Consider the following 15351-nt stretch of genomic DNA (forward strand, 5'->3'; position numbering starts at 1 on the left):
AGCAGCTTCCCAGATGGGGTAGAAGTGAAGACCGATAGCGTTGGAAGAAGGAATTACAGCACCAGAAATGATGTTGTTTCCGAGAATCAAAGAACCAGCAACGGGCTCACGGATACCGTCGATGTCAACGGGAGGAGCGGCGATGAAGGCGATTACGAAACAGGCAGTGGCAGCCAGCAGTGTGGGGATCATCAGCACGCCGAACCAACCTACATAGAGGCGGTTCTCAGTGCTAGTAACCCACTCACAAAACTGATCCCACAGATTAGCGCTTTGGCGCTGCTGTAGAGTAGTTGTCATGATGAATAATTGCGTTGTCAAGGTACGGTATGTATGGCTCACAGGGGTCAATTAAGATTCCCTGCTTGCTTATGTATAAATGTAACGCTTATCCTCATCTTTTGCAACATGCCTTAATAATTGCTTCAGTTTTGCCGCTGCATTGACCTGGTTGAGCCAGGGTAACCACAGACAGCAGAGCGGTTACAGAGACTATATGAAGCGTTTTAAGACTATGCAGACGCCTAGGTCGTCATGTCCTGCAATTATGAGAAAGTTAATTGGCCTAGTACTCTGTGGCGTGAGTTTGCCCACTCTCCAATGTGGATGGGTGGATGGGTGGATGAAATAGCTGCTAAATTTCTGCCATCGGGACTAGCCTGAACCTAAAATTCGAAGTAGATATAAGGAACGGTGCCATCGGGGGCTAATGACCAGGCCAAGTAGTAGACAGCTGGAATAAACATTAGCTTTAGGGGCCAACTAAGTTGCAGCTTGAGGCGGTGCTTAAACCCATAGATTAAAGCCATAATGCCGATTAACCCGAACAGGATCCAGATGACTCCACTCCGACTAGAGCCAAGGGATTCTAGATAAACCTTTTGGGCAAATTGCACATCGGCGGCTTGATTAAAAAAGCGATTGAACACCAGGCCTAAATCTTGCACATTGGGCAGCCGGAAAGGCACCCAGCTGAGAAATACAAATAGCTGGGTAAAGGCCCAGGCGCTGATAGCCCCTGGCCAACTCGACCAAAACGCTTTTAACCCTGAACGGGTAGCCGTAACGGTGTGATTTATTCGGTGGATGACCAGCGCTAAACCGTGGAGTCCGCCCCAGATTAGAAAACCCCACTGGTCGCCATGCCAAATACCGGCTACTAACATCACAATCAGCAGGTTTAGACAGGTTCGGATCAGACCCTTACGGGAACCTCCTAGTGGAAAGTAAAGATAGTTACGTAACCAATCCCCCAGGGTTATATGCCAGCGTCGCCAAAAGTCAGCAATGCTGGTAGTGAAATAGGGAAAGTCAAAGTTTTGTGGCAGCTGAATGCCTAGTAATAGAGCGCTACCTCGGGCAACATCAACGTAGCCGCTAAAGTCGAGATAGAGCTGCAGCCCATAGGCAAAGATCGCCAGCCAAAGGTCACCGCTGCCAGCTCGCTCCAGATTATCAAAGCTGAGGTTAACCAGCAGGCCAATTCGATCGGCCAGTAGGAGCTTTTTGGTCGCCCCTGAAGCAATTAGCCAGCCTGCTTCCACCCCCTGCTCCAGGTTGGGCAAACGGGGGCGTTTCATCTGACCGATGTAGCCCTGAAACCGAGTGATGGGTCCGGCAATGAGCTTAGGAAAAAATAATTTGTAGGCGGCGAACTCAATAAAATGGTGGGCAGCTGGTGCGCCTCGATATATATCTACCAGGTAGGCAATGGACTCAAAGCAAAAGAAACTCAGCCCCAGGGGCATCAGCAGTTGCAAACTCGGGTTAATGTTTGCTGCCATCGGGGTGACGTACTTAAATCCGAGTAGCAACAACACATTTAGACTAATGCCAACCCATAGCAGCATCAGCCGCTTGCGGTCCCAGTCTTGCTGGGCAAAGTGCCATTCTTCATTGGGAATGCGCCAATCCAGCGGTGCGCTGAGACGCCGTCCAATTAAATAATTGGCCAATACTAACGTCAGCAGCAGGGGCACATACTGCAGCTGCAGTGAGGCGTAGAATCCCAGACTGACTAGCACCAGCAGCCACAGCTTGAGACCACGACCGGGCAGCAGCCAGTAGAGCACAGTGGTGCCGATCAATAACAAACTGTAAGTAATGGATGGCAGCGTCATCTTAGAGAGCGTGGTGGTACGGCACTAGTCAGTCTCAGCAGGGTCCTTGAGCTTGCCCCAAGGAATCATTGGGTCCTGGGCCAGGCGGCTGGATAGTTGATAGGCACCAAACCGATTGAGGTGGCTGGGGTCAGAAAAATAGTCATAGCGTTTGGGCCATAGCTGTCCCAGGTCGCGATAGAGCAGCCCTGTTTCTTGAGCGGCGATTTGGATCATGTAGCGCTGAAAACGGTCTTCAACTTCCAGGCGAGCTGTATCCAGGTATTCGTCTGTCAGGGGAGTGTTCACAAAGATTACGGGCACTCCTTCGGCCTGGGTATAGGTCAACATTCGCAGGAGTGCGTCTACCTGGGGGCCGTCCATTTTAAAAGCTTTGTAGTCGCCATCATAGGTGCCGGCAACCCTAGGATGGTCAAGATAGTAGGTGGCTGGATTAAATTGAATGGCCAACGGCAGAAAGCCATCGACGTCAATCAGGTCGGTTTCGGTGGGATTAACGGCGGCTGGCTGGTTAGGGTTATTGGGGCTAACTGGACTCACCTCAGCGATTTTTTGCAACTGGGCCCGTTCTCGGTAGGCGGAGGATATATTCCCTAAGGCGTCGCTGAGTTGCTCGTCGGTGCGGGCATAAAAGCGACTAAGGCGCTGGGCAGGGTTGAGGGTAGGGCCAGCGGTCTCGCCGTTGTTTTCGGGAAATAGCTCGCCAGCAATGAGTTGTTGATACCCTTCTGAGGTTGCGATCGCATCAAAGGTCACATCTACCCGTGAGCTATTAAACGCCCTGGCCCCATCCGCCCAAATAATCAGCTTTGGCGTCGGATAGTTGGACAGCAGCTGTCGGATTACCAAATCTGCAATTTGAGCCGTAGCCCCATTAATCCCAAAGTTAAAAATACTGACATCCTCGTGTCCCAGGGTGGCTAACGCCCGTCTTAGGGCTGTTGGATCAACCCCCCGCAATGCTCGCGAACTACCAAACACCACGACATCAGGGACTCCTTCTTCCGCCACCCGCCAGTCATAGAGTGCCAACTTTTCATTGAGCTGTTGACTGGTGAACGATGGGAATGGAGACGCCTCTAGCACATCGGTCATAGACACCGTTGTTTGCAAAGGGCTACCGAGCAAATCATTATCATTGATGGCGGAACTGGCAAAGCCTGGCAGCTCATTACTGTCCTTTTGACCCCAGTTAAGCTCGGCCAATTCTTCTGCAAAGGTGGAGCGCTGCGGTGGCTGTTGGCTACGGGGGGCCGTGGTGGTGGCTGTTTGCTGGGCCATGAGTGCTAGAGATCGCACCCTAAAGAGTTGACCAGCAATCCAATCGGCTTGAAAGACCAACAGCAAGCCCAAGACCGCCCATGCTGCCGCAATACCCCGTCTGCCAGGCACATAGGCGCTCGTCAAGGATTCCTCAGGCTGGGCGGCGGTGAACAGCTGGGTCTTGATCAGCAGCATTCGCACCTGCTCGACTGCCCGCTGTGGCCAGGGCGGCTCCTCCGTATCCCCTCTAGTACCTTCATCGGGTTGAATCAGGTCGCCTAAATAAGCTTCAGAGGCCGCAAATTCTGGTGCTGCTTCAGGGACCAACCGCTTTTTAGGTTTCCGGTCATATCCATGGTTCCAGTCAGGACGCTTTTGACCCGCCCGGCGACCATAAATGCGAATACCGCTCAGCCCTTTAATGGGATGCTGCCGCAGATATTGCTTTAACTGCGGTACGACCTGGGGGCGAGCAGGGCATACCGGCGCATCGAGCATAATGTGCAACCGCTGCTCTCGCAGCAGCAGCTGTACTCGAATACCACCGGTGGAGAGCTGTTCGTCTAAGTTGGGGTTAAGCTGCTTGGTCAAACAATAGGCAATGGCAGGCAGATCTCCATTGCGGGCCAGTTCAGTGGTAGGAATCGCCAGGTCGTGATGTTCACTGGCGGGCAAATCTAGACACCTGAGCCAGACTGGATTGACCCCATCAAGGCTAGGGCCATAAACCATGGCCCGCATCAGTGCCTGGGGGGCAAGCTGCTCTAGCAGTAGTGCGATCGCATCAATAATCTCTGTTTCGGACCCGCCGCTGTAATCATCTTGATCTGCTGAGGTCAGCGTTTGACCCATGGCCAGGGGCTGACACACCAGATGTAAGGTTGAGTCCTTGACCTCGGGCAGCACACTGACATCCAGCGGAGCCAAAATCTGATTCAGCAGCCGGGCAATGGATTCAGTGTCGCCCCAGCGGCTCCATTCCCTGAGAATTTCTTCATCCGGTGTCAGGTCAACCCGCAACCGCCAGTCAGGGGTGTCTTCCCCTAAAACCTGCACCGAGATCACCGCATCTTGAAACTGAGTCAGTTTCAGGTCCCGCAGTCGCTGAGCGGTAGGCTCCGCAATCATGGTCGGGTCAGGGCTATAGGCAGCGCGACATAAAATCCAGAGTCGGTTGATTAACTCCTGACTGGGGTCTACGGTCACCGCCGCACTGGCTGTAATCACTCCTTGAGCTCGCTTGGCTTTGCCAGGAAGAGCCTTGACAACGACATCGACTCCCACATCCAACGCGCTCAGGGTCTGGCTTAGATAGCGTGCGATCGCATCTGGATCACCTTTACGCGCCAGACTGGCATTGGAAAGCACAATGGCGGATGTGGCCTCATCTAAATAACCAATTCCCGACGTCAAGTGAGCAGTTGACCGCTTTATTTCTTCCAGGTCAGCACTGGTTGCCACCAGTTGCTCCAAATGACGCTCTAGACGGTTGAGGTAAATGGGCGTTGACCAGTCAGGCTTTTGCTTGTCGGAACGACCACTATAAAAATAAAGCTGGTAAATTTGAGGTAACTCTTTGAGCAACGAGGCTTTGCGGTCTGGGTCCAGTAGCGATCGCACCAGCCGCAGCAGCACATACTCTCGATCCAAGCCAGGGGCTGATTGGGCATAAACATGCAGAATATTACCCCTCAGCTTAAGCTTCAAAGTACAGCTATCGCTGTTGACTACATCTTCAAGCCAGGGCATTAGCACCGTAGGGTCTAATGTCGGCGGTGGATCAGATTTTACGTGACTGAACATAGCCCCTTAGATCCCATAACAGTTCAACAACCCCAATGCCTCGACCGCAAAAATGTAGTGTGCTAAGCCAGTTTAGTCAAGGTGCTCCTTAGGGATAGCACAGATATCTAAAAACCTGACCCCAAGTAATCTACCTCTAGAAACTTCCACAAAAGTAACCCCCAGTTCTCCGTCAGAGTTGTTTACACGCACATACATGTATGACTAGCAAGCCCCGTCCCCGTTCTCGATACAGTTCGCAACATTACGGTACGAACAGCCTCTAGAATTAGCAGCACCTGCTAGGTTGGAAATAGACCTTCCCTAAAAAAAGTATAAAAAGGAATTGTTAGTCACAATTGTGCCAACGTCGGCCATGATATTCCCTAAAGTTGCTATACGTTTACTACGAGCCCCTTACTTATGCAACCTTTTCGTGAAAAAACTACCCAGCAACCCGTAAACAATCTGCCGTTTACGTTGATTGCCAATCCACAAATTGGGTTGGCCCTGGCCACCCTTCCTTGTCTAGGACTGTTGATTTTAGGCAGAACGTTAACCTATGGTCTGGTGCAGTTTGGGATGGCTAGCGAAGAGATATTTCGAGGAATTCAACTGCCCGTTTTAGATGCCGATCCCCACCGACCTTTATAAACATTTTTGTTGATCATCCGATCAGAAAATACCTTGGATCGTCCGAAAGCCTCTACAATTTTCTCGGAGATGCTGACCATAGGCAATCTCTGCCTCTCAGTCGTTATTGCTGACGTTGAATGAGTCCAACTGTTTCCTACCAAGATGATATGGTCCTAACGAAATCCGAGCTCCTCACGATTCCAGAGGAGGCATCTGCAGCATTTCTAAGGCACCGCCTGACTACGGTTGAAAACATCTGGGAATCAGTTTTAGAGACGGAATGTGGTCCAGATTTGGTCAGTCTGCTCAAAAACATTCGCCGCATGTGCGCTCCGGACGGCCAGGCCGATCCAGCCTTAGACAATGCCAATGCTCTCCAGCTGATTGAACAACTCAGTCTGGAAGACGCTATTCGCATGGCTCGGGCTTTTGCTCTCTATTTCCAGCTAATTAATATTGTTGAACAACATTATGATCAGCAAGATCAGCGCCGACATTATCAGGCCGTAGCGGACGAGTTAGATACTGGGTCTCAGCACGGATCTAACAAAACTTCTGATAACGGTGATACTTTTTTAAATGATTTAGTCGATACCGATATTAGTAATATTGCTCAAAAGCAGCGGGGCACAGGGACATTTTATTGGTTATTCCCTCTTCTGGCTCAGCTCAATGTTCCACCTAGACATATACAAAATTTAATCAACCAGCTGGATGTGCGTTTAGTTTTTACGGCCCATCCTACCGAGATTGTTCGTCATACCATCCGTGATAAACAACGTCGAATTTCACGTATTTTTCGGCGGCTGGACCTGTCAGAAGAACAGGCCCGCATGCGAGGGCGCGATTCCTCTTGGGAAACTACTCAGCTTGAGGAAGAGTTGACCGAAGAGATTCGACTTTGGTGGCGTACAGACGAGCTGCACCAGTTTAAGCCGTCGGTTTTAGATGAAGTAGATTTCACTTTGCACTACTTCGATGTAGTACTTTTTGAGGCTATTCCTGAACTCTATCAGCGGTTTAACCGGGCGTTGAAAAGAACATTTCCTGGGCTGACGCCCCCCCGCCACCGGTTCTGTCGCTTTGGCTCCTGGGTGGGTAGCGATCGCGATGGTAATCCGTCGGTCACCCCCCAGGTCACCTGGAAAACAGCCTCCTATCAGCGCAACTTAGTATTGGGCAAATACATTGCCTCAGTGCGTAAACTTTCAGGATTGCTCAGTCCTTCGCTGCACTGGAGTGAGGTGTTGCCCGATCTGTTGGAATCCTTAGAGCAAGATCGGTTGCAAATGCCCGATATCTATGAAGAATTTGCCATTCGCTACCGCCAGGAGCCCTATCGGCTGAAGCTAGCCTACATTGAAAAACGTTTGGCCAATACCCATCAGCGTAGCCAGAAGCTTTACAACGGCGACTATTTGCAAGAAGAAGATGCCATCGCACCTCCAGGCACACTATACGAATCTGGCGAAGCGTTTCTAGCGGAGCTAACGCTGATCCACCGCAGCCTGGGAGACACGGGGCTTATCTGCCGAGAGTTGGACATTTTGTTGAGCCAGGTAGAAATATATGGCTTTGGTCTGGCCCAGCTGGATATTCGTCAGGAGAGTACCCGACACTCAGATACCATTCACGAGATTACCGACTATCTGCAGTTGCCCAGGCTCTACAACGATTTGTCTGAAGCCGAGAAAGTAGAGTGGCTGACCACCGAACTCAGCACCCGGCGACCCTTAATTCCCACAGAACTACCCATTTCCGAAAAGGCCAGGGAAACCATTGCCACTTTCCACATGGTGCGAAAACTGCATCAGGAATTTGGTCACGATATCTGTCGCAGCTATGTGATCAGCATGAGCGACCATGCCAGCGACATTCTGGAAGTCTTATTGCTGGCCAAGGAAGCTGGTCTGTATGACCCGGCGACCGGTATCGGCAGCTTGCACATTGTGCCCCTGTTTGAAACGGTGGCAGATTTACGTCGCTCTACGGCGGTCATGGAGGAGCTGTTTGAGCTGCCTTTGTATCTGTCCATGCTCAAGGGCGGCTATGGTGCAGAGCACCCTGCAGAGACCGCATTGCAAGAGGTGATGCTGGGCTATTCTGACAGCAACAAGGACTCTGGTTTTTTGAGTAGTAACTGGGAAATCCACAAAGCCCAGCAATCCTTACAAAAAGTGACTGAGAAATATGGAGTATCCCTCCGTATCTTCCATGGTCGTGGCGGCTCTGTGGGCCGTGGTGGTGGTCCTGCCTATGAAGCCATCCTGGCTCAGCCAGGTCGCAGCATTAATGGCCGGATCAAGATTACTGAACAAGGAGAAGTGCTGGCGTCCAAGTATAACCTCAAGGATTTGGCACTCTACAACCTAGAAACGGCAACGACGGCTGTGGTGCAGGCCAGTTTGTTGAGCAACAGCTTTGATGAGATTGCCCCGTGGCAAGAAATTATGGAGAAGCTGGCTATTCGCTCCAGACAGCACTATCGTGCCTTAATTTACGAAGATCCTGAACTGGTGGAATTTTTCCACAATGTCACCCCGATTCAAGAAATTAGCCAGCTGCAGATTAGCTCTCGACCCTCTCGCCGGGGTGGCAAAAAGGACTTATCCAGTTTGCGAGCAATTCCTTGGGTATTTAGCTGGACCCAGGCTCGCTTTCTATTGCCGTCCTGGTATGGCGTCGGTACAGCCTTAGAGGAATTTATCGACGAAGCCCCTGAGGAGAATATCAAACTGTTGCGTTCGTTTTACACCAAGTGGCCCTTTTTCAAAATGGCCATCTCCAAGGTGGAAATGACCCTGGCCAAAGTTGATTTACAAATTGCTCAGCACTATGTCAATGAACTGGGCGCTGGCGAACGACAGGAGAGTTTTCAGGCTGTCTTTGACCAAATTGCCCAGGAATTTCACCTAACGACGCAGATGGTTTTGCAGGTGACGGATAATCAGGCGTTGCTAGATGGCGATCCAAATCTGCAACGCTCAGTCCAATTGCGCAATGGCACTATTGTTCCTCTAGGGTTCTTACAGGTCTCCTTGCTCAAGCGTCTGCGACAGCATCGTGACACCGCCGCTCTGGCCACAGGGTTGATTCAGTCACGCTATAGCCGTGGTGAGCTGCTGCGGGGTGCCATGCTGACAATTAACGGGATTGCTGCAGGGATGCGGAATACAGGTTAACTCAGGGAAATGTGAAGGGAATCGGGGGTGAATTTAGCTCACCCTTAAAAAACCTTTGACATTTTTCCAACAACGCGTTAACTTTGTGGCGCTCTCATATTTTGTCTGTGGGCATCATCCTGCTAAAAGGCAGGGTAGGCTTTACTTTGGGGTAACCGGGCGCAGTCTTCCAAAAGCAGTCTTCAGAAATTTTTAGAGGCATTATCCAAGGAGTGAGTAATGATGATTGGTCTGCTTAAAACTACACTGGGACGTGTGGGCTTAGCGACGGTGATGACAGCGGTACTGTTGGCTGCGTTGGATGTGAAACCAGCCCAGGCACAAGCCGCCTACGGCAGCTATGTGGGTGCGGGTGGCACCCTTGGCCTTAACGATGATGACGATGGCGATGGTGATGGTATTGGACTGGTGATTTCGGGTCGTTACAAGTTGTTAGCTGTACCGATTTCGCTTCGGGCCCAGGCGTTTTTGCTCAACGGTGACCTGGCGCTAGTACCGACGGTGTCCTATGACTTTCCAGTGAGTTTTCAGACCGATGTGTATTTAGGGGCTGGGGTCTCGATTCCCACCGGGGATGATGCGTCACCGGTGGGTGATGAAACGGCCTTTGTACTGCAGCCGGGGATTGACTTTGCGGTACCGGGCAGTAATCTCGTGGTCTTTGGTAATGCCATTTTTGCCTTTGATGCCTTTGACGATGGCGGTGGCACTGCCACTGCGGTACAGGCGGGTGTGGGTTGGCAGTTTGGTAACTAGGGCTGTCACTTAAACATAAATAGCCTCAAGATGTGAGGAGACCCGATAGCGAGCAGCCAGCGCTGCTCGTTATTTTTTAAGGACATTTTTAATAGAACGCATGTATTGAGGTGTAGTTCTCAAGCTAGGATGGGCGGTGATCCCTCTCATTCATCCTGGCATGAACAATGACACCCCCCTGGGTTCGGTAATTCAAGGCTCTCTGAGTCAAGGGTTAGAAGTGCGACTCCATGCTGATGTCAGTGTGGAAGATATGCGGGTGGGTAAGTTTTTAGTGGTGCAGGGGGTGCGATCGCGATTCTTTTGCATGCTCACCGATGTCTCCCTGGGGACGGCTAGCCAGCGCATCCTGGCCAATCCACCTCAGCCCACGGAGCTGTTTCTCCAGGAAGTTCTCGCAGGCGGCGGCACCTACGGCACCATTGACCTGGCCCCGATGTTGATGTTCACCCCAGAAAACAACGGGGATACGGTGGATAACACCCAGCTGCTGCCAGTCAAAACAATTCCGGGGCACTTTAGCCAGGTTTATGATGCCAGCGAACGAGACTTTCGCTCGGTGTTTGGTTGGGAAGACGACCCCCATCGCCGTAACTTTGCCATTGGTCAGCCCATCGACATGGATGTGCCCATCTGTATTGACCTGAATCGGTTTGTAGAACGCAGCAACGGCATTTTTGGTAAATCCGGCACTGGTAAATCGTTTCTCACCCGGCTGCTGCTGTCGGGCATTATCAAACAGCGAGCAGCGGTCAATCTCATTTTTGACATGCACTCGGAATATGGCTGGGAAGCCGTTAGCGAAGGGGCCAACTTTAGCACTGTAAAAGGTCTACGTCAGCTGTTTCCTGGCCAGGTGCAAATCTTCACCCTGGACCCAGAGGCCACCAAACGCCGGGGGGTGCGCGATGCCCAGGAACTCTACATTAGCTTTGACCAGATTGATGTCGAAGATCTGGCTCTGATTGGTCGCGAGTTGAATTTATCGGAAGCTAGCTTAGAAAACGCGATCATCTTGCGCAATGAATTTGGCAAGGCTTGGATCAACCGCTTACTCACCATGAGTAACGAAGAGATTCAGGAATTTTGCGAGGTCAAAATGGGTAGCAAGTCGTCAATTATGGCACTGCAGCGTAAGCTCACCCGGCTGGCCGAGCTGAAATATATTCGCCACACCTGCCCCCACAACTATGTCAAACAAATTCTCGACACGTTAGATGCTGGCAAACACGTGGTGGTGGAGTTTGGCTCCCAGTCCAACATGCTCTCCTACATGTTGGCCACTAACGTAATTGCTCGCCGGATTCACGCTAGCTATGTGCGTAAGGCCGATCGGTTTTTGCAAACCAAAAATCCCAGCGATCGCCCCACCCAGTTGGTAATTACCATCGAAGAGGCCCATCGTTTTCTGGATCCGGCCACCGCTAAACAGACCATCTTTGGCACCATTGCCCGCGAGATGCGTAAGTATTTTGTCACCCTGCTAGTGGTGGATCAGCGGCCCTCAGGTATCGACAATGAAGTCATGTCACAAATCGGCACTCGCATCACCGCCCTGCTTAACGACGAAAAAGACATTGACGCCATTTTTACCGGCGTTTCCGGTGGGCAGAACCTGCGCTCGGTGCTGGCCAAACTCGACTCTAAACAGCAGGCACTGTTGCTGGGCCATGCAGTTCCTATGCCGGTGGTGGTACGAACCCGACCCTATGATGCGGATTTCTATGCTGAAATTGGCGCGACTGCCTGGGACGAACTGCCCGATGCCCAGGTCTTTCAAGCGGCTAAAGCCGCCAGGGCTGATTTGGGATTTTAGCGAGTAGCGATCGCAACCATAAAAAAATAACTTTTTACCCATAGACTTTTACCGATGTGCCAGAGCATTTCGCTAAAAGCCTTATTCATTAACGTATACACAATACCCGACTATTTTGGTCGGGTATGTTTGACGCTGTTTTCAGCACCGTGATACTTTCAAATTAATCTGTCATACACCACATAAATCCCATGACCCAGGCCATCGACCGTCCTAAAACCGCTACCGTCCAAGGCACCACCTTTACTCATCTCAAATGTAAAGAGTGTGGTGCCACCTACGAAGCCACGGCCATGCACGTGTGTGAAGCATGTTTTGGCCCCTTGGAAGTTGCCTACGATTACGATGCGATTCGTAGCCAAGTCAGTCGCGAAAGCATTGAAGCCGGTCCTAACTCCATCTGGCGCTACAAGGCCTTTTTGCCCGTTGCTAGTGAAAACCCCATTGATGTTGGCACTGGCATGACTCCCCTACTGAAGGCCAACCGTCTGGCGCGTCGCCTGGGTCTCAAAGAGCTTTACATTAAGAACGATGCGGTTAATATGCCCACCTTAAGCTTTAAAGACCGGGTAGTTTCTGTGGCCCTGACTCGCGCCCGTGAGCTTGGCTTCACTACTGTCTCCTGCGCTAGTACGGGCAACCTGGCCAACTCCACTGCAGCCATTGCCGCCCATGCTGGTCTCGATTGTTGCGTCTTTATTCCTTCTGACCTAGAAGCTGGCAAGGTACTGGGCACACTGATTTACGATCCCACAGTCATGGCGGTTCACGGCAACTACGACCAGGTCAATCGCCTTTGTTCTGAAGTGGCTAACACCCACGGCTGGGGCTTTGTCAACATTAACCTACGTCCTTACTACTCTGAGGGTTCCAAGACCCTGGGCTTTGAAGTTGCAGAACAACTGGGTTGGGAACTGCCCGACCACATTGTTGCTCCCCTCGCTTCCGGTTCTCTCTATGGCAAGATTTATAAGGGCTTTAACGAACTGGTGAAGACTGGTCTGGTAGACGAGAAAGCCGTACGCTTTAGCGGTGCTCAGGCGGAAGGCTGCTCTCCCATCTCCCAGGCATTTAAAGAAGGTCGGGACTTTATCACCCCTGTGAAGCCCAACACCATTGCCAAGTCCATCGCCATTGGTAATCCTGCCGACGGTATCTACGCGCTGGAGATTGCCAAAAAGACTAACGGCAATATTGAAGATGTCACCGACGCTGAGATTATTGAAGGCATGAAGCTGCTGGCTGAGACTGAAGGTATTTTCACCGAGACTGCCGGTGGTACCACTATTGCCGTACTGAAGAAGCTGGCCGAAGCCGGTAAGATCAGCCCCGATGAGCGTACCGTTGCCTACATTACTGGTAATGGCCTCAAGACTCAGGAAGCCGTTAGCGGTTCTGCCGGTGAGCCCTTGTTTATCGATCCGAAGCTAGATAGCTTTGAGCGTGCTTGGGAACGGGCCAATACCCTAAACCGCCTAGATTGGCAGCAAACCCAGGTTTAGAAATAATCGTAGGGGCGTTGCATGCAACGCCCCTACGATCAACCACACCAGAAGGGTTTCTTGTTAAAGTTGATCTCTGTTTTAATTTTTGAGTTGTTGTTTTCATGGCTGTCAAAGTTCTCATTCCCACTCCTCTGCAAAAGTTCACCAATAACGAAGCCACTGTTGATATCGGTGGTGAGACTATTGTCGGTTTACTCGATGCTTTAGAAGGCAAGTTTCCTGGCATTAAAGCGCGTCTGTGTGATGACAAGGGTGAACTAAGGCGATTTGTTAATTTCTATGTCAATAGCGAAGACATTCGATTCTTGGACGGCAAAGAAACCGCGCTCAAAGATGGTGATGAAGTTAGCATTGTGCCAGCTGTGGCTGGGGGCTAATCAAGACTGCAACAATCCAGGGTGAGATTGTTGTTGTGACCGTAATTTAGATTTACCAGGTGCTGCGATGGGTATTGATGACAGAATACCCGCAGCGCTTTTTTTATGTCTATGAAAGTCTGGTACAGAATTGGTTTTGGTCTAGGCGCTGCAGGCATTGTGCTGATTGCTTATTTGGGGTTACGTCAGCCTCAATGGGTGTTCGGACTCATCTCTCAGATGAGTCCACGAGCGCTATTCTATGTCGACACTCAGCAGCCTGTCATTGCTTTAACCATTGATGATGGCCCCTATCCAGAAACAACGGACGCCATCCTACAAATTTTGGAACGTTACGAGGTCAACGCCACATTTTTTATGTTGAGCGATGAACTTGCCGGTCATGAAGCAACGCTGCAGCGCCTTGTCGCGGCAGGTCATGAATTAGGTCACCACATGACGGTGGACGAATCCAGCATTGGTCTGTCGGCTAAGGAATTTAAGACAAAGTTTCTCGCGGCTGATCAAGTCCTGTCGCCCTACGGTCCCCTCCGCTGGTTTCGACCGGGCATGAGTTGGTATAACCAGCGGATGCTGCAGCTAGTTGAAGAGCAGGGATATCAGCTCGTGCTGGGTTCTCTGTTTCCCTACGATACCCATGTGCCATCAGTCTGGTTTGCCCAATGGTTTGTGCTCAACAACCTCGATCCAGGCGACATTGTTGTATTACACGATGGCCCCGAAAACCGAGGAGAAAGAACTATTCAATTGTTAGAGCAGCTGTTGCCTGAAATTCAACAGCGGGGCTATCGGATTGTGACGCTAACCGAGCTAGCCAGCTATGGTCAGGCGGCTAATCAGCTAGAGCCCTGACGTGAATCATTGATAGCATTCGATTCTCATCTCACGAGCCTAATCTTTTTCAGGGGATATATCTAGGACCATCAGACAGCCTTCGATCATGACGTAGGCGGTGCGGCCTTTGCCAATGGCGACTTCATAGCCGCCTGTAAATGAGCCAAAGGCAGGTAGAGTGAGTCGCTGTAGGGGATATTCGTGGTAAAAGCAGGGCAGCCGCAGGCTGTCGGTGGCAGACTGGAGCTTTACTACTGGATGAACGTGGCCGCAAATGTTGAGATGGTCTTTAGTAAGGCTTTCCTGGCTGACGGGTTCATGGCTGAGCAAGAGTTTGCCCAGAGAAATGGGGGTGGTGCTGTAGTGCATGTCAAAGACGGGACCGAGGGCTGCCCGGTCGTGGTTGCCGACAATTAGGGTAACCTGGGCATCTGTTTGTTGCAGAAACTCGGACCAGGCAGCTTCAACTTCTGCAACCATGCCCTGACGGGAGTGAAACAGATCCCCCAGGATATAGATGTGCTGAGGTGCGACCTGCTGGCAGTGCGATCGCAACTTTTCCAGAGTTTCCCCATTCACCTGCTGCGCCACCGGAATCCCTGCCATCTGGAAGGTTTCCGCTTTACCCAAATGCACATCTGATAGTAGCAAAGCCTGGTGTTCAGGAACATACAGTGCTCGATCTAGGAATACTAGTGCGTCTCCTTGTAATAAGTCCACCGATTGATCAGCTAGCATGTTATTCCATATGTCCCCAAAACCACTGAGAATAACCGAAACAGTTATCCGTCTAACAACAGTAATAATACCAAACTGCTACATACCAATAGGATTAAAACGGAGCAGTTCCTGGTAAGTTCTCACCGAAGTGATACTAAATACTCTGGAAAGTAAATTTATTGCCATATCGTAGATGGGTTCGATAGGCTGAATTAACGTCTCCACCCCCGATCAATTCGCAAATGAACAAACGTCATCTTGAGTTAAGCGCCACTGACCGCAGCGACCTAGAAGCCCTTTTGAGCAAAGGTCAACTGGGGGCACGGCAATTCAAACGAGCGACTGGTCTGCTGGAGTTGG

The 15351-nt window shown here is 51.0% G+C and carries 10 protein-coding genes and 1 pseudogene; 7 read left to right on the forward strand and 4 right to left on the reverse strand.

The annotated features are described in order from the left end of the window. The 3 genes and pseudogenes from N836_RS74655 to N836_RS55155 form a co-directional block, all read right to left on the reverse strand. A pseudogene (locus tag N836_RS74655) lies at positions 1-300 on the reverse strand (photosystem II q(b) protein); the annotation flags it as partial. Positions 301-665: 365 nt separating this feature from the next. Beyond that, the gene (locus N836_RS55150; protein WP_023073420.1) at positions 666-2120 is read right to left on the reverse strand and encodes an MBOAT family O-acyltransferase; all 1455 of its coding nucleotides are present in this window, start codon (positions 2118-2120) and stop codon (positions 666-668) included. A 24-nt stretch (positions 2121-2144) separates the two neighbouring features. Continuing rightward, entirely contained in the window at positions 2145-5186 is a 3042-nt protein-coding gene (locus N836_RS55155) for an SGNH/GDSL hydrolase family protein (protein ID WP_036053557.1), read from the reverse strand. Positions 5187-5588: 402 nt separating this feature from the next. Here N836_RS55155 and N836_RS55160 point away from each other — a divergent pair, with 402 nt between their 5' ends. The 7 genes from N836_RS55160 to N836_RS55190 all read left to right on the forward strand — a co-directional run bounded on the left by N836_RS55160 (position 5589) and on the right by N836_RS55190 (position 14289). Continuing rightward, entirely contained in the window at positions 5589-5819 is a 231-nt protein-coding gene (locus tag N836_RS55160) for a hypothetical protein (protein ID WP_023073422.1), read from the forward strand. Positions 5820-5968: 149 nt separating this feature from the next. Beyond that, positions 5969-8983: a phosphoenolpyruvate carboxylase gene (ppc, locus tag N836_RS55165; RefSeq protein ID WP_235071106.1), complete on the forward strand. Its 3015-nt coding sequence runs from the start codon at positions 5969-5971 to the stop codon at positions 8981-8983. Between the two features lie 219 nt (positions 8984-9202). After that, the gene (locus N836_RS55170; RefSeq protein ID WP_023073424.1) at positions 9203-9739 is read left to right on the forward strand and encodes a hypothetical protein; all 537 of its coding nucleotides are present in this window, start codon (positions 9203-9205) and stop codon (positions 9737-9739) included. Positions 9740-9899: 160 nt separating this feature from the next. Beyond that, complete coding sequence (locus N836_RS55175; RefSeq protein WP_023073425.1) at positions 9900-11555, forward strand: helicase HerA domain-containing protein; 1656 nt, start codon at positions 9900-9902, stop codon at positions 11553-11555. A 191-nt stretch (positions 11556-11746) separates the two neighbouring features. Then, entirely contained in the window at positions 11747-13057 is a 1311-nt protein-coding gene (gene thrC, locus N836_RS55180; RefSeq protein WP_023073426.1) for a threonine synthase, read from the forward strand. A gap of 104 nt (positions 13058-13161) precedes the next feature. Further along, a complete protein-coding gene (locus N836_RS55185) occupies positions 13162-13437 on the forward strand; it encodes a MoaD/ThiS family protein (protein ID WP_023073427.1) in 276 nt (91 codons plus the stop codon). A 105-nt stretch (positions 13438-13542) separates the two neighbouring features. Further along, positions 13543-14289 carry a chitin deacetylase family protein gene (locus N836_RS55190; RefSeq protein ID WP_235071107.1) on the forward strand — a complete coding sequence of 249 codons (747 nt, stop codon included), beginning with the start codon at positions 13543-13545 and terminating at the stop codon, positions 14287-14289. 39 nt (positions 14290-14328) lie between these two features. Here N836_RS55190 and pdeM read toward each other — a convergent pair whose 3' ends face one another. Further along, positions 14329-15009, reverse strand: coding sequence for a ligase-associated DNA damage response endonuclease PdeM (gene pdeM / locus N836_RS55195; protein ID WP_023073429.1), 681 nt, complete (start codon positions 15007-15009; stop codon positions 14329-14331). Positions 15010-15351: the final 342 nt, after the last annotated feature.

The organism is Leptolyngbya sp. Heron Island J (genome assembly GCF_000482245.1).
Lineage (GTDB): Bacteria > Cyanobacteriota > Cyanobacteriia > Phormidesmidales > Phormidesmidaceae > Leptothoe.